16 protein-coding genes and 1 pseudogene are annotated in these 14,113 nt (G+C 60.8%); 8 read left to right on the top strand and 9 right to left on the bottom strand.

Annotation, left to right across the window (positions count from 1 at the left end):
- Window positions 1-338 precede the first annotated feature (338 nt).
- Window positions 339-1,412: a PAS domain-containing protein gene (locus GRI40_RS06120; protein ID WP_160610520.1), complete on the top strand. Its 1,074-nt coding sequence runs from the start codon at window positions 339-341 to the stop codon at window positions 1,410-1,412.
- 14 nt (window positions 1,413-1,426) lie between these two features.
- Window positions 1,427-1,774 carry a response regulator gene (locus GRI40_RS13665; RefSeq protein WP_202390324.1) on the top strand — a complete coding sequence of 116 codons (348 nt, stop codon included), beginning with the start codon at window positions 1,427-1,429 and terminating at the stop codon, window positions 1,772-1,774.
- Here GRI40_RS13665 and GRI40_RS14115 read toward each other — a convergent pair.
- The 6 genes from GRI40_RS14115 to GRI40_RS06085 all read right to left on the bottom strand — a co-directional run bounded on the left by GRI40_RS14115 (window position 1,727) and on the right by GRI40_RS06085 (window position 6,446).
- Entirely contained in the window at window positions 1,727-2,116 is a 390-nt protein-coding gene (locus GRI40_RS14115; RefSeq protein WP_420006862.1) for a hypothetical protein, read from the bottom strand. The genes GRI40_RS13665 and GRI40_RS14115 overlap by 48 nt on opposite strands.
- Window positions 2,073-2,354: a nuclear transport factor 2 family protein gene (locus GRI40_RS13830; RefSeq protein ID WP_237489008.1), complete on the bottom strand. Its 282-nt coding sequence runs from the start codon at window positions 2,352-2,354 to the stop codon at window positions 2,073-2,075. The genes GRI40_RS14115 and GRI40_RS13830 overlap by 44 nt, the downstream gene beginning before the upstream one ends.
- A 105-nt stretch (window positions 2,355-2,459) precedes the next feature.
- Entirely contained in the window at window positions 2,460-4,235 is a 1,776-nt protein-coding gene (locus GRI40_RS06100) for an amidohydrolase family protein (protein WP_160610516.1), read from the bottom strand.
- A 159-nt stretch (window positions 4,236-4,394) separates the two neighbouring features.
- Window positions 4,395-4,769 carry a SpoIIAA family protein gene (locus GRI40_RS06095; RefSeq protein WP_160610515.1) on the bottom strand — a complete coding sequence of 125 codons (375 nt, stop codon included), beginning with the start codon at window positions 4,767-4,769 and terminating at the stop codon, window positions 4,395-4,397.
- 37 nt (window positions 4,770-4,806) lie between these two features.
- Window positions 4,807-5,175: a c-type cytochrome gene (locus GRI40_RS06090; RefSeq protein WP_160610514.1), complete on the bottom strand. Its 369-nt coding sequence runs from the start codon at window positions 5,173-5,175 to the stop codon at window positions 4,807-4,809.
- Window positions 5,176-5,252: 77 nt separating this feature from the next.
- Window positions 5,253-6,446, bottom strand: coding sequence for an amino acid permease (locus GRI40_RS06085; RefSeq protein WP_202390147.1), 1,194 nt, complete (start codon window positions 6,444-6,446; stop codon window positions 5,253-5,255).
- A gap of 236 nt (window positions 6,447-6,682) precedes the next feature.
- On the opposite strand from GRI40_RS06085, the gene GRI40_RS06080 reads away from it, so the two are divergent.
- A complete protein-coding gene (locus GRI40_RS06080) occupies window positions 6,683-7,417 on the top strand; it encodes a cytochrome b (RefSeq protein ID WP_237489007.1) in 735 nt (244 codons plus the stop codon).
- On the opposite strand, the gene GRI40_RS13825 is transcribed toward GRI40_RS06080, so the two are convergent.
- The gene (locus GRI40_RS13825; RefSeq protein WP_337190546.1) at window positions 7,379-7,534 is read right to left on the bottom strand and encodes a universal stress protein; all 156 of its coding nucleotides are present in this window, start codon (window positions 7,532-7,534) and stop codon (window positions 7,379-7,381) included. The genes GRI40_RS06080 and GRI40_RS13825 overlap by 39 nt on opposite strands.
- Window positions 7,535-7,561: 27 nt before the next feature.
- Between GRI40_RS13825 and GRI40_RS13820 the strand changes: the two are divergent.
- Window positions 7,562-7,660 (top strand): annotated as a pseudogene (locus GRI40_RS13820) (SDR family oxidoreductase); the annotation flags it as partial.
- 108 nt (window positions 7,661-7,768) lie between these two features.
- On the opposite strand, the gene GRI40_RS06070 reads toward GRI40_RS13820, so the two are convergent.
- Both GRI40_RS06070 and GRI40_RS06065 read right to left on the bottom strand, forming a co-directional pair.
- Window positions 7,769-8,632 (bottom strand): hypothetical protein, encoded by an 864-nt coding sequence (locus GRI40_RS06070; protein WP_202390145.1) that lies wholly within the window; start codon window positions 8,630-8,632, stop codon window positions 7,769-7,771.
- An 89-nt stretch (window positions 8,633-8,721) separates the two neighbouring features.
- Complete coding sequence (locus GRI40_RS06065; protein ID WP_202390144.1) at window positions 8,722-9,363, bottom strand: uracil-DNA glycosylase; 642 nt, start codon at window positions 9,361-9,363, stop codon at window positions 8,722-8,724.
- Between the two features lie 172 nt (window positions 9,364-9,535).
- On the opposite strand from GRI40_RS06065, the gene GRI40_RS06060 reads away from it, so the two are divergent.
- The 4 genes from GRI40_RS06060 to GRI40_RS06045 all read left to right on the top strand — a co-directional run bounded on the left by GRI40_RS06060 (window position 9,536) and on the right by GRI40_RS06045 (window position 14,075).
- Entirely contained in the window at window positions 9,536-10,198 is a 663-nt protein-coding gene (locus GRI40_RS06060; protein ID WP_160610512.1) for a hypothetical protein, read from the top strand.
- 77 nt (window positions 10,199-10,275) lie between these two features.
- A complete protein-coding gene (locus tag GRI40_RS06055; protein WP_160610511.1) occupies window positions 10,276-10,560 on the top strand; it encodes a hypothetical protein in 285 nt (94 codons plus the stop codon).
- Between the two features lie 83 nt (window positions 10,561-10,643).
- Window positions 10,644-11,030, top strand: a complete 387-nt coding sequence (locus tag GRI40_RS06050) for a hypothetical protein (RefSeq protein WP_160610510.1) — start codon at window positions 10,644-10,646, stop codon at window positions 11,028-11,030.
- A gap of 402 nt (window positions 11,031-11,432) precedes the next feature.
- On the top strand, window positions 11,433-14,075 hold the full coding sequence (locus GRI40_RS06045) for a DNA-primase RepB domain-containing protein (protein ID WP_160610509.1): 2,643 nt from the start codon (window positions 11,433-11,435) through the stop codon (window positions 14,073-14,075).
- Window positions 14,076-14,113 lie beyond the last annotated feature (38 nt).

Raw genomic sequence — 14,113 nt, 5'->3', positions numbered from 1 at the left:
CAGGTGACGCTCTGAAAATGGCGAGGTGATGACCACGGGTTTGAGTGCTTGCTCCACGTTGAGCGAATCTTTGGAAGGGCGGTGCCGAACCTACTCGTGCTCGGATGGCAGCCATGGGGTCGTTTGCTGCCTGACGACTTTTGGCCAGTGGGCGAAAGAAGCTGACGGTCAGCTTACAGGCGCAGCAGCGATAGTCTCAAACGTCCGCAGTTAGGGTGGAAAGCGGTCGTAGCCCGAGCGCGGTCGCCCATGGGAACGGGCGAAATTGAATCGCGTTGTCGCACCGGTATGTTCATGCGGCGCCCGCGCGCTCGCCCAAGAGCGCAAGACGATGTGCAATGACTTCACCTAAGAATGGCGATCCGCCAACCGACGCGCACCAAGCGTCCTCGCTACCGCAAAGGACAGCAAAGCCCTACGAGCCCTTTGAAGGCGCGTCGGGCCTGCTGTTCGAGCAGGCTATGGCGCAGACGCGCATGGCAATCTGCCTGACCGATCCGAACCAGGACGACGACCCGATTATCTTTTGCAACGCCGCTTTCGAGGAGCTTACCGGCTACACCTCGAAGGAGATACTCGGCCGCAACTGCCGCTTCCTCCAAGGCCCGAAGAGCGATCCACGCCAGGTTGCCAAGATGCGCGACGCCATCCGCGACGAGGACGTGGCGGTGTTCGAAATTTTAAATTACCGCAAGGACGGCTCGACGTTCTGGAATGCGCTCCACCTCGGCCCAATCTACGACACCGATGGCAAGCTCAAATACTTCTTCGGCAGCCAGTGGGATGTAACCGACATCCATGAAGCTAGGGCTGAGGAACGCCACGCCAAGGCGATGGCACGTGAGGTCTCCCACCGGTTGAAGAATGTTTTTGCTGTCATCGGCGGCATCGTAAACATCACCGGGCGGGCCATGGATGCGCGTCCCGTGTCCAAGAAGATCAACGATCGCATCCAGGCTTTGGGACGGTCCTACGAGCCCACGCTCGACGATGCATTTATGGGCACGATCGAGGTTGGCCAGGCCATTCGAGCAGTGCTGCAGCCCTACGATCCCGAGGGCGACCGCATCCATTGCACTGGCGATACCGTCCGAACCGAGCCGAACGCCATCTCGGCCATCGGGCTCACGCTCCACGAGCTGGCAACGAATGCGACGAAGTATGGAGCGCTCTCCTCCGATACTGGACGGATCGATGTCTCCTGGCGCCACGACACCGACCGGCACGACAGGGCAACGTTGGTAGTGGACTGGAAGGAGCAAGGCGGGCCTGGGGTCAGCGGCGAGCCCCAATCCACGGGAACTGGTTTTAATATCGCCCGGACGTTGCTCACGCATTCGCATGGTTTCCTCGACACCACCTGGGAGCCTGACGGTCTCCGGGTGCAAATCTCTCTTCCCTTAGCTCGCTGATCAGGAGCAATCGAATGACCTGCTTCCTGATAGTGGAAGATGAACCTCTAATCGCAATGGATCTGAAGTTCGCGTTCGAGGACGAGGGTGCTGACGCGGTCACCGCGAGCACCTGCGATCAGGCTCTCGACGCTCTCGATCAGAATGTGTTCGCGGGCGCCGTGCTCGACGTGAACCTTGGACATGGGCAAACCTGTGAGCGAACTGCCGCCGAGCTCAAGCGGAGAGGCATCCCCTTCGTTCTCCACACGGGCGACTTGAACCGGGTGGGTGAGTTTCTGCGCGGGCTCGATGCGCCAGTGTTATCTAAGCCCCTACCTGCCGAAGATGTGGTTCGCTACGCACTCACTCTGCTTCAGTAGACGGCGGTCTGCTTTCCAGTTCCGCTCGCAGATACACGAATGGCCCAAAAGAGGGTGGAAAGCGGACATTGAACCGCCGCTAATGTCCCTTTGGGCGGGAAGCGCACCCGAGCGCTCAGTGGCCGGCTCAGGCACAAAGCTCGAATGCTCGTGGCGCAAGCGCCATCGTGTGCCGTGGCGCCTCCAGACACTGCTATATCGCTCGACGAAACTGACGTCATGGGCGCCGGTTCGATACCGACCGGTGAAGCGTCCCGTGAGCAGCGCATGGTCAGGACCGAGACGCCTCACTACTATTTCATCGCTCCGCGCATAGAGCAGCCGTATGGATCCGCCCGTCATCTGCCTGATTTGCTCTTCCTTTGTTCCGTAGCTCAGCGTTGTCGCCGACGAACGAGAAATCGTCGGCGTAGATTTGATCGAGAGCAGCCGCGTCCGCTTGGACAATGGCAAGGTCATATTCGGAGTTAGCTGCGAGCAGAGCAGTCTGATGCGTTAGCGACGATCCGTCATTCCGCACCGGAACGCATGCGCCCGCCGTCACCGCTGCCAACGTCAACAAGAAAATCATCTGCTTCATGATCATTCCCCTTCAGCGGCGATGATGCGTGGTGCGTCGAGCCTCTGCTGTCGGTGGGCAGGCGGACGTCCAATCATGCGGAGCGCCGGGCCAGTGCCGGTCCGTTCAATCCTTGAGCAGTTGAAGGTGATGCAGCAGGAACGGGCTGCCAGGAGCAAGTTGCAAAGCTCGTTGTAAGGCGGCTTTCGATCGGTCCGGACGTGACGCCTTCTTTTGCTCGAGGGCTACCCACGTCTGCACTTCCACATCGTCCGGAAAGCGCCGTTCGGCCCAATCGACAAGCGTGCCGAACCTGTCCTTCTCAGGGCTCTCTAGGACGAGAGGAGCCAATGTGTACTCTACTGCATCGATAGGGGAGCAATCTCGAACCGCATCGGGTGCAGGACAGACTTCTTCGTATGTCGCGATCGCCGCAGCGAGCCCACCGTCTTTGAAAGCTTCCGTCAGGGCGGCAGCCGCGGTCGGTGCAGCGAACTTGCGCTTGAGCTGTTGGAAAGCAGCGTCACGCGCCGTGCGGTCGATCAACCGGCCTCCGATGATGACTGCGTCGATCTTGCGCGTGTTGCGAATATCGACTGTCGGATCGGCTGTAGTAATCACCAGGTCAGCAATTGCGCCAGGCCGTACGCGGCCGATGTCGTTCCGCCCGATAAACTGACCGGCATTCGAGGTCGCCGCCTGCAGCGCTTCCTTCGGCGTGAGACCCGCCTCGACGAGCAGCGCCAGCTCGTCGTGCAACGACCAGCCGGGCAGGTTGTATGGCAGCGGCGAGTCGGTTCCGGCTAGGATCGGCACGCCGGAAGCGTGCATCTCCCGCAACCTGTCGAGGTTGAACTTGTGTCTGCGCTCACTAAGGGCCCGCGCGGCAGGTTCACCATTTCCGTCGTTTCCAACCTTCCACTTCCAGAATTCGCGCATCCATTGCGGGATCAAGGCGAGGCGCGGGTCCTTTGCCAGCGCAGGATCTGTTTCGCGGATGCGCGTCTCCCAGACGATCAGCGTCGGCGACTGCCACACCCGATTGCGCTTCAGGTCGCGAACGAGGTCTGCGAAGCGCCTTGGATCGAAGTTGTCGTAAGCCTCATTCTGGAGCTCGATCGTGCGCTTCTGCTGCTCTGGGGTCAGCGTTCCACCCCAGGTCACGCCCTCGTAAAACTTCGCCGTGCGCTCAGACAGGTTCTCGGCGTTGCTCGCTACCCACCGAGGCAAGCCCCAGAGATGCTCAATGCTCCGTTGCTTCCCATCCTTCGCCACGCTGGCCCATGAAACCGAATCGGGCACGTGGCCTTCCACCCGCACATCGAGCTTCCGCGCCTCATCGATCAGCGCCTCATATGCATCGGCGGGCACCTTGCTGTAGATTTTGAGGAATTCGGCTCCGGAGCTCTTTACGGTGCGCACCGCTTGCCGCGCCTCATCGATGCTGCTCACTTCAATCGAGCCGGGGACGTGAGCCGGCTTACCGTCGACAAGTGTGCTGCCGAGGTACATGCGCGGCATCGCGGGAGTGGCCTCGAGCTTCCGGTGCCGCCAGGCGTAGCTTAGGCTGTGACCCATGATCTGGCGCACGCCCGTGACGCCATTGAGGATGTAGAGCGGCCCCGAAGCTTCGTCGGACACATGGCCATGCATGTCCCACAGCCCAGGAATGAGGTATTTGCCGGTTCCGTCGACGACTGTCGTTTCACCGAGCGCTTCGCTCGACTTCGCGCCGGTCGCAGTGATGGCGACGATCCGATCATTCTGGATGACGACGTCCTGGGCGGATCGCGTTCCGTCGACGGGGTCGACGATCGTGATGTTCCGGATTGTCAATGTGCCAGTAGCGCTCGCGGCACTAGGAAGCAGGAAAGAGCACGCCACGAAGAGCAGAAATCTCATCCCACAGGACGACGCTAAGAGACCGCTCGACATAGATGCCCCCTCTGTCTCAAGCCCTCAGCCTAGCTGATTAGCAAAGGTCTGCAATGGGTCGGAAACGAACGCTATCCGCTAATGCCGTAATTGGGTGGAAAGCGGACTGGCCGACGCTTCCGCTATTCAATTAGAACTGCGAACGACCCACGCTAATGCGTCATCGCGCTCACTCGGCATGTAAGTGCGGTAGCTTATGTTCGGCAGCACAAAGCTTTCAAGCTTGGCGCCCGCTCGCACCCACGACTGGTCTGCTACAACCGCCACGCGGCCAAAGCGGTTCAATTTGCCAAACAATGGCACCGCCCGCGCCATGTAGTTTGGAAGACCTGACAGCTCGATGCCGTCAAGCGATCGGGACTCGACAAAAACATGGACTTTCTGATGCGCAGCCATCACTTCGTCGAGGCGGTCCATGACGATGCTCAAGTCTGCACCTGTGATTTTCCCGGAGACTGTGAGTGCTATCACGTCGTCAGGAGAGTCGATGAGTTCCAGCATTGGTTCCTCCTCGGGTCCGGCGTCAGGCGATCCGTAGTTAGTCCGCCCTGCGAAGCGTAAGTATATATGCCGTGAGATCGTCGATGTGCTCGGCTGGAATCTCGAAATACATCTCCTCAGGGTAGTTCCGGTGGTTCTTCATCCACGCCGTCAGAGTAACCCTGGACAGGTCGGGCGTGTTGGCGATCGCCGAGAAGCTAGGGGCAGCCGGTAGTGGAGAAGTCTCGGCATAGCCTACGGAGTGGCAATCCGAGCATCGATTCACGGCAAGCTTCTGTCCCCGCCACTCCGGCGAGTTCTGCTTGAGCGACCCCACCGGCAGACCACCAGCAACGCTGGCCTCTGGGGAAGCGATCTGGCAGCCTGCCAGCAACCCGGATACGCAAAAGGCGGCGATCGTTTTCATCCTCAAGAGACTACGTAAGCGACACGGAATGGGAAAGGCTTATCGCACGAGGATGGACTGGGCGGCACCAGGGTCTATTAGAAGAGATCGAGGATCAATAAAAGCATCGTGAGTATCAGCCCCATGTAAGCGATGGGTGCGGGACAATGAAAGACCCCATCACTCGCCGGTGCACCCCGGCGTTTGATGTTGATCAACGCCAGATTGATGCCTGCGAAAATCAACAAGGTTCCGCGTGCGGCCCACGCGGCTAACCCTTCCAGAGGCACAAAAAGCGATAGCCCGAGAATCGCGCTTACTGCGACGGCGGTGGCCGCGAGCGGTGTTCGGGTGACCGGGTTCACTCGAGCAAGCGGAGCCGGCAACATCCCCTGGTGCGATAGGCCGTAGAGAACCCGCGCGATCATGATCATGTGGACCACCACTCCGTTCAGCGTTGCCACAATGGCAATCACGCTCATGAAATGGGGCGGTTGGCCGGTAAGCCTTTCATAGACCGCCGCAAGAGGCGCGGATGATTTGGCGAGATCCTCCGGCGGCATGGCGGTTACGGCGGTCCACACGACCAGACCATATAAAACGGCGGTGATGGCCAACGTCAGAAAGAGGGCTCGCGGGAGCGTGCGCGAGGGATTTTCCAGCTCCTCCGCCACATTCACGATATGCTCGAAGCCAACAAACGCAAACACGGCGATGAGGGTAGTTCCACCCACTGCAAACCAAGCCGTGCTATCGCCAAGGGACGGGATCATCTCCGGAATTCGCTCCACCTCTGTGGCGCCGTTGGCGAAGCCCACTGCAATGATGACAAGCAGGCCGCCGACTTCGACGAGCGTCATGAGGCCGGCCACTGCGATGGATTGAGTGGTGGCGAGGCACGCCACGGCTCCCATGAGAAGAACTACGCAGGCGATAATCGATGAAGCGGGAAGATCGACGAAGATCGCTACATAGCCCGCGCTTCCCGAGCTTATGGTCGCGCCCGAAACCGTTGCGGTAAGGACAACCAGCAGGCCCATGCCCAGGCTCAGCCATTTTCGGTGGAAGGCGGCTTCGACGTAGGCCGCCTCGCTGGCGCTCACCGGCATGCGTGTCCCGAGCTCGGCAAAGGATGCGGCAGTGAAGCCCATGGCAATCGCCGCCGCGAGAAAGGCCAGCGGAGCATGCATCCCGCTTTTGCCGGCCGCAACGCCCACCAGCACGTAGATCCCTGCGCCGATAGTTACCCCGACGCCATATAGAACAGCGTGGGTCAATGTCAGCGAGCGCACGAGCCCGGTGCCTGCCGGCGCTTGTCCACCCTCGCTCATCGTAGCGGCTGCCACGCCATCAAGCTTCTCGGGCGGTCGGCAATGCAAAATTGCGTTCAGTGGTTGATTGCATGCTCTCTCATGGCACGAAAGGAGGAAAGCTCACAGCCAGACGATTGCCTGCCGCTCGCCTCTCCCCAAAGATGGAGTTGAGCACGCGACAAGGCTTCCATTCCTGCTGCCTTCCGGCTGCTGCGATGATCTGTGTCAACGCCACCTGGCACTTTAAGGCAGAAGAGTCAGATCAGGAGGAGTCGGTGATGCGACCCAGAGCCAACGATCGATATAGCTTTACATCGATCGCTTTGCATTGGCTGATGCTGATTTTGATCGCTGGTGTTTATGCTGCGATCGAGTTCCGCGAGTTTTACCCCAAGGGCAGCGACCTGCGTGAAGCACTGAAAATGTGGCACTTCATGCTGGGCTTATCGGTGCTTGCGCTCGTCTGGATCAGAATTGGAGCAAAGCTCGTATGGGGAACGCCACTCTCGTTGACCGACGAACCGGCATGGCGGCAAGCCTTGGCCAGGGCCACCCATCTGGCGCTATACGTTTTCATGATTGGCATGCCGATCGCCGGATGGTTGATTCTCAGCGCAGAGGGCGAAACCATTCCCTTCTTTGGGTTCGATCTGCCCGCCCTGGTCGCCGAGAACGAGGAGCTTGCGGAGCGGACCGAAGAAATTCACAAATTCGGTGGCACGATCGGCTACTGGCTCATTGGCATCCATGCGGCCGCGTCATTATTCCATCACTACATACTGCGAGATGGGTTGTTCAGACGGATGATGCCGCTCCGGAGCCTGAAAACGTGCGTTTCCATTACCAGCTATTCAGCCAGTAGCAGCAAGCGTCCAGCGAACTTGGCAGCTCTCTTGCGCGGCGCGCGAATCTCAATGCGAAAGCAACACAGGGAGACTAGGCCGGTCTAGGATATCCCTCGTGGCGCCGCCTAAGATAAATTCAGCGAGCCTCGAATGGCCAAAGGCGCCCATGACCAGCATGTCAGCGCCCTCCTCGATTGCCGCGTTCTGCAAGGTCTCGCCGATCGGTGCGCCTTTGCGCTGAGTATTGTGGATGAGATCGCTGCGCCCTTTGTCTTCCTTGCGTCGCCCGCCGCGAGCTACATTACGGGAGCGGTCCTCGCTGTGGATGGTGGTTACACTGCGCAATAGCCCAATGTCCGCAATGGGGTCGTAAGCGGACGGTCCGCTGAAGAACGCCAGAACATCGGAACCGGACGTTTGCTGAATGAACAGCTGAACGCGCTATTGGTTAGAGGCTTATGGCTTACGTTCGCCCTTCGGCTTCCGCTCGAGGAGGTGCAGGACGGCAAAGATCGTTGCCAGGTAGTGATAGAACATCCAGCTCAACCAAACCGCTGGATCGTAATCACTTTTTTGCCTGTCGTTCAGATGCCTGATGCCGAAGTTGTTGGCGAGGTTGAAGAGATCATCCTCGTCCTTGCTCCTCAACACGGTCTTCGCTCGGGGACGCAGCTTCTCGAGCACATCCGCGAGGTCGCGTACAGCGTGACGGCGGTCCTCAATGCTACTTCCATAGCGCTGAAAACAGTCGACTGCTGCTCGTATACGTGAGCGCACGGTCCCGTCCTCGGAAGGCGGGTCGGCGCGAAGCAGGTTGCCAAGCTCGCGCGGCCCAGTTTGCATTATCTCGCCCCGATTATTCAGCTCAAAGCCGGGGCCATAGCTCGCAAGCAGCGGATTTAGCATGGAGCAGTATTCGGTGCGCCCGGCCTCCTTGTCGAATGTCTCCCAATGCATGCCGCACCCCATATGAGAGTGGAAGCTGCCTTCGAGGGGCTTGCTTACATGGTCGAAGAGAAACTCGATCAGATCGAATAGATCACTTTCGCCGAGCTCATCGATGTGGTCGGGTATCGGCCAAAGCTGCTTTCGAGTACGGAACAGCACATAGTTGGCGACATCGCTCCCTACCGTGCCGGGCACATCCTCAGCATCCACACAGTAAAACCCGAATGCCTCGTGGAAGTAGTCCTTTCCACTCAACTGGGAATACACTGACTGAAACATCGTCTTTAGCAGCTCGAACGTGAGCTGCGCGTCGGCTGGGTTCTTCGCAGTCCGCACGCTGTAATATTGTCTGGTGTTCGAAGAGCCGTTCATCGGAGGGCATCATACCCCCACCGAGACACGCTTACTAGCTGCTGTGCGCTGTTTGTTCCCCGCCTGTCGCTTCTCGATCTGCAGAGCGCCTAGTGTTCGGATCGGAGGCGACGGAGAGTTTCCTCCCACGCAGCTTTCCAGGTTACCGGAATTTCAGCCCACAGGTGAGGGTTGCCGGCTCTGACCTGCCCTGACGGATGTGCCGAGTTGAATATGGCGTAGTCTCCCAGCTGCCGAATAAGCGGCTCGGCCCGTGCGGCCTTCCTGCCCACCAGCACAATCGTGTTCAGCCTGGAGAGTAGCTCAAGCACCGTCGCGAGGTCCTCTACGCCTGCCCTAAGCTCCGCCGGTGCGACTTTAATGGTGCCGTTCCAGCCGGGGATCACGTTCCAGATGACCGACTGCTGCCGATCGACTCCTGCCTCTCGGTAGAACCGAAATGATGCCTCAGCGGTGGGATCGTCGTTGTCCCGGCTGATGAACCCTGAGCCCTGCCGTAGACCCTTACCCTCGGGCACGGTCATCGGTCCCGGCTTCTCCAGCAGGAATAGGATTGAGGCCTCCACGCCTCCATCGGCCGGATCGAAGTAGGGGTATTCGTTGCTGTCTCTAGCTCGCAACCAATGCACGAAGTCCGTCAGTGGTGCGATGTGGCGCTCGTATAGTGCGGCCAGCCTTGCCGCGCGGACGGCGGGGTTCCTCATGGCTCTTGGCTGCTCGGGGCTCATCATCAAGTCTTCCTATAGAGAGTTTTCACGCGGTGCGCTCGGGGGCGCGATCGAGCACATATCTCTCTAACATACTGATATAACGCGAGAATTGGGGCAGCTTATAAGGAGGTGCCATCGGCGCCTCTCGAGAGGCCTCCTCGCGCTGGGGCTGCCACCAACGAAGGTTTACTCAATGAGAGCACGAACAATTCTCGCGTCCACCTCGGTTTTCGCCCTGACGGCTAGCAGTCTGTACCTGTCGCATAGCGGCTGGGAGTTCCCAACCCCGCCGCGCATGTCGCCCGCAGGTGAGGGAGTCGACGACGGCTTGATCGTGAGGCGGCGGTCGGTTGATTATGAAGCCATCGTCAAAAGCGCACTCGCCGAGAAGGCGAGTCTCCTAACACTGACCCTGGCGCAGGACATCGTGCGCGATCAGCACCTCGAGAAGTCCATCGCCTACACGCCGCTTCCCACCTCAAGGGCCCGCGTGCGCGTGACGTACCACGTCGAGTACCCGATCGGATTGAACCTCGCTCCGGGTAACTTCGCCGTTTCGGGCGGTCCCGAAAAGTTGGTCGTCACCCTGCGGCGGCCCCAGCTCATCGCGCAGCCGTCGGTACGTCTAAAGAGCTACCAGGTGTTGGATAGCGGGTACCTCGTCGACGAGAAGACGGCCCTGCTGAAGCTGCAACAGCGCCTCCAGCCCGAGGCGGTCGAGAACGCCAACAAGTTACTCATGCGCAGAGATGTCTTGCCGCGCAGTGAGGCGGTTTTGCGTCGCTTCTTGGAGCCGATTTTGAAGCAACAGGCCGGCTACGATCCGACGCCCAGACTCGAATTCCGTTACTGCTAAAGCCGACCAAACATCGACAATCCACAAGGGCCCCCGGAGCGATCCGCGGGGCCCTTCTTCGTATGGAGAATCTCCCCATGATTATTCTACGCACTGCGGGGGAGGTTGACACCTTCCTCGCGACACCGCTCGGCCGCGAGACCGAGGGGATCATCAGGCCGCACCTTGAGCGCCTTGCCGATTACGAGTTCGAGGACATTGCCGCGATCGCGATCTGCGAGGGGCGTGAGACGCCGGCGAGCCTGGGTCTCGATCCGTACGCTTTTGAATTCCAGGATGACCATCCGGTCGTCGGCTTTCGCGAGCAGGTCTTCGTCACCGATCAGAGCGGTTGTGGGTGGATCATTCTGTCTCGCCTTTGACCACCACAAGCAGACATCGGTCGGTCACCGAAGTGCCCGGGCAACGCCTTGGCGCTCTCTTTTTAACCAATGGAGAACAAAACATGAACATCGTATTAGACGATCCTAGCCTGCGCGCCACGCTCGACGAGATCAATGAACCTGAATTGCGTGAGCTGCTCAGCCGACTTGCCGATAGGGCCAAGGCGGTGGGGCTCTGGCAAGTTACGTGCATCGCTCTGGTCGAACCTGGCGACAGCGCGGAGGCGTTGGGGGACCTCCTAGGGTTCGATCCAATCGTAGGTCCCCTAGGCGATCCTGATGGCGAGTTTCTGGCGTGGTGGGACCGCCTTGAGTATCACCGCACCGAGGCGGTCTTCGAACTGTTGCACACGATAGGGACCGAGTTCGCATACATCTTGTTAGTGAAGAACTCCGGACCGGACCGATCGGGGCTTGTCGCGTTATGCCGGAAGCATTGCGCTACATAGCACAGGAATTGCAGGGCTTCGGTCCCGCAAACCGCGCAGAGGAAGGGGGCGGCGCGCACGCTTCAGCTGGCCCTGGACCGGGCCTCCCCCTTTCCCCCTCTGCCAACTTTGTTTCGGGCGTACCCGACCGGCGCCAATTGACAGCGCGGAAAGCGACCCTATCTCTGGACTCCCGCGTGCGATGACTCATCGCCGGCCCTGCGGGCTCTGACTTCTCCTTCGACATCCGACTTCCTGTTGCCTGGGTACCATCCCTTGCACCGGGCTCTTTGCCGTCCGCTTCACGCACGCTCCGGTGCAGTGACCCCGGCTCTGAGAGACATCTTCTTCGCGCAACAGCCAGCAACGACGGAGCGATTTGGCTGCCCCGCTCGGTGAGCGGGCAAGAAGAAGGAACATCCCATGGCGGATGATCAAACTCTACCGAACGACAACGCCCACCCGGTAACCTCGCGGGCGGCACATCTCAGAGCGCCTAAGACTAGAAGCCCACAGGCGGCGGTCGATCAGGCGCCGGAAGCAGGCAGAGCCGGGAAAGGGGGTGAGGCAGGCGCACCGCCCATCGCGCTCACCAACTCCGACTTCCTCGCTGTGGTCTTTAGGCATCTGCCGGATGGCGCCCACGCCGCCGTCGCTGCGAAAGCCGGCGATCCCGGCCAAGGCGGCTGGCAACCGCACGATGCTGTCCGGGTCGAAGCGGTCTGCGAAGCCGGGCTCAACAACTACTTCAACTGCTCGAGCTTTCACGCGGCAGCCGATGGATCGATCAAGGCCAGGAAGGACTGCGCGGCGGCATACCACGCGCTGGTGCTCGACGACGTGGGCACGAAAGCGGGCCAACCGCCGATTGGCGTCACGCCAACCTGGGCGCTGGAGACAAGCGAAGGCAACTTTCAGCTCGGGTTTGTGCTCGCTCAGCCTGAAACGAGTTCCGAGCTTATCGAGGACGCCCAGCAAGCGGTCGCAGGGGCTGGTCTTTGCGACGCGGGCGCCCTGGGCCTGGCCCGGTGGGTGCGGCTGCCCAACGGCGTCAACGGCAAGGCGAAGCACCGCGATGAGCGGGGAAGCCCGTTCCAGTGCAGGCTCACCGAGTGGAACCCCGACGTAGAGTATGATCTCGAGGATCTTGTTGATCGCCTGGTGCCTGACCGCACAACGCAGCCGGCTCGGGTGCCGGTGGCCGGGTCACCTCGCCAGCGGCTAGCACGTAACGCGGTACCCGGTATCAGTCCCGAAGTGTTCATCCCCGCGAGTCCCGAGAACCCGGTTGTTGCAGCGCTTAAAACGGCTGGCCTTCACAAGACCGAAAAGGAGCCCGGCAAGCATGACATCACCTGTCCATGGGTAGCCGAGCACACCGGTCCGGACAACGGCGCCTGCTTCTTCGAGCCGTCTCGAGCGCATCCGTTGGGCGGCTTCAAATGCCATCACTCACACAGCGATCGATACAAGCTGAAGGACCTGCTCGAGCTGTTCGAACTTAACAGGAGCGACGTTCGCAACAGGCCGCGTATCCGGACCGTCGAAGGCGAGCTCGAGTCGATGGTGAACGCCGCGCAGCTGGTGCTGGCTGACACCGGCCAGTACTTTCAGGCCGGCGGGCTGATCGTAAAGGTGGGTACGGACCCGGTGACCGGCGGAGTCGGCCTTGTCCCCCAGACCGACGCCGATCTTACCTTAGCGCTCTCCGGGGCCGCGGAATGGGAACGGTACGACAAGAGCAGCCCGCAGAACTGGGTCCGCACGAACCCGCAGCCCAACGTGATCCGGCTGCTGCTGCAGATGCAGACGTATGACCATCTCCCGGCGCTACGAGGCATCGCGCGGCAGCCGATGTTGGGGCGCGACGGTCGCCTGGTAACTGCGAGCGGCTACGACCCGCGATCGCAGCTGTACTGCGCGTTCGAGGGCGCGGCCTTCAAGCGGGCAGAGCCCACTGAGGCCAACGCGCGCGCGGCGCTGGGCCGGCTTAGTGAACTGCTCCGCGAGTTTCGGTTCGCCACCCCCCGCGACAAGGCGACCGCCTTAGCCGCGATGTTCACCGCCGCGCTTAGGCCGGGCCTGGGAAGGGCACCCGCCTTCCACATCAGGGCGCCTTCGCCCGGTTCGGGAAAATCGTTGCTGTCGGACGTCATCGCGCGGTTCGCGGGTGCGGGCCACCCTGCAAAGGTCAGCTACCCGCGTTCCGAGGAGGAGGCCACGAAGGTGCTCCTGGCCGCCTTAATCGAAGCGCCGGCGGTGATCGACTTCGACGACATGGCTCTGGACTGGCGTCCATTCGGAGCCGTCAATCGGTTGCTCACTTCGCCCACGATGACAGATCGAATCTTGGGCGTCTCCAAAATGGCGACGGTCAGCACCGACGTGCTAGTTCTCGGCTCCGGTAATAACACCGGGCCGACAGGCGATCTTTGCCGCCGTGTGGTCGTCATCGACCTCGACACCGGCGACGAGAGCCCCGTGACCATCAGATACGAGGGTGATCCGCTGGCCGCCGTCGAAGCGAACCGCGAAGCGTACGTGGCAGACGTTCTGACCGTGGTTGAAGCGTGGTTGGCCGCGGGAAGCCCCAAATCGGATATATCGCCGCTCGCCAGCTACGGTGGGCGGTGGTCGGAGCTGTGCCGACAGCCGCTGGTCTGGCTGGGCCTGGACGATCCCGCCGAAGGTCTGATCGAGCAGCTTCGTGACGACCCCGATGTGGTCGCACTTGGTCGGCTTCTTCATGCTTGGCACGCGCGCCTAGCCAGCAAGCCAGTTACGCTAAGGGTGCTGGTGGCCGACGCTGAGGGCGATCTGCTCGAAGCGTTGGAGGACCTCCCGTTCGTAGAGGGCGGGCCCGTCAACAAGATGAAGCTGGGTCACTACCTGAAACGCAACTGCGGCCGACCGGTTGGCGGCCTGCGTCTCGAGAAGGCGGAAAGCCGCGAGCGCAACGCGTGGCGCGTGGTGGAGGTCGGCGGATCAGCAACCTTGGTTCCACCCCCTTCGCCGGGTCTGCCGGCTTCGAACAGCCCCCGGGAGGGGCAGCGAAGCTTCGACTAGTCTGGAGCTGATGACGCCTGCCGGTGCGGACACGTGCC

It is taken from the genome of Tsuneonella aeria, from assembly GCF_009827495.1.
In the GTDB taxonomy this organism is placed as follows: Bacteria; Pseudomonadota; Alphaproteobacteria; order Sphingomonadales; family Sphingomonadaceae; genus Tsuneonella; species Tsuneonella aeria.
Note: the sequence above shows the minus strand (reverse complement) of the source record. Positions and strands in the feature narration are given on the sequence as shown.

What these genes read in the sequence shown, in the direction of transcription:
- GRI40_RS06045 (WP_160610509.1), top strand. Translation starts at nt 11,433, where the DNA reads ATGGCGGATGATCAAACTCTACCGAACGACAACGCCCACCCGGTAACC.
- GRI40_RS06090 (WP_160610514.1), bottom strand. Translation starts at nt 5,175, where the DNA reads ATGAAAACGATCGCCGCCTTTTGCGTATCCGGGTTGCTGGCAGGCTGC.
- GRI40_RS06065 (WP_202390144.1), bottom strand. Translation starts at nt 9,363, where the DNA reads ATGATGAGCCCCGAGCAGCCAAGAGCCATGAGGAACCCCGCCGTCCGC.
- GRI40_RS06120 (WP_160610520.1), top strand. Translation starts at nt 339, where the DNA reads ATGACTTCACCTAAGAATGGCGATCCGCCAACCGACGCGCACCAAGCG.
- GRI40_RS06055 (WP_160610511.1), top strand. Translation starts at nt 10,276, where the DNA reads ATGATTATTCTACGCACTGCGGGGGAGGTTGACACCTTCCTCGCGACA.
- GRI40_RS06095 (WP_160610515.1), bottom strand. Translation starts at nt 4,769, where the DNA reads ATGCTGGAACTCATCGACTCTCCTGACGACGTGATAGCACTCACAGTC.
- GRI40_RS13665 (WP_202390324.1), top strand. Translation starts at nt 1,427, where the DNA reads ATGACCTGCTTCCTGATAGTGGAAGATGAACCTCTAATCGCAATGGAT.
- GRI40_RS06060 (WP_160610512.1), top strand. Translation starts at nt 9,536, where the DNA reads ATGAGAGCACGAACAATTCTCGCGTCCACCTCGGTTTTCGCCCTGACG.
- GRI40_RS06050 (WP_160610510.1), top strand. Translation starts at nt 10,644, where the DNA reads ATGAACATCGTATTAGACGATCCTAGCCTGCGCGCCACGCTCGACGAG.
- GRI40_RS06070 (WP_202390145.1), bottom strand. Translation starts at nt 8,632, where the DNA reads ATGAACGGCTCTTCGAACACCAGACAATATTACAGCGTGCGGACTGCG.
- GRI40_RS06080 (WP_237489007.1), top strand. Translation starts at nt 6,683, where the DNA reads ATGATCTGTGTCAACGCCACCTGGCACTTTAAGGCAGAAGAGTCAGAT.
- GRI40_RS06100 (WP_160610516.1), bottom strand. Translation starts at nt 4,235, where the DNA reads ATGAGATTTCTGCTCTTCGTGGCGTGCTCTTTCCTGCTTCCTAGTGCC.
- GRI40_RS14115 (WP_420006862.1), bottom strand. Translation starts at nt 2,116, where the DNA reads ATGACGGGCGGATCCATACGGCTGCTCTATGCGCGGAGCGATGAAATA.
- GRI40_RS13830 (WP_237489008.1), bottom strand. Translation starts at nt 2,354, where the DNA reads ATGAAGCAGATGATTTTCTTGTTGACGTTGGCAGCGGTGACGGCGGGC.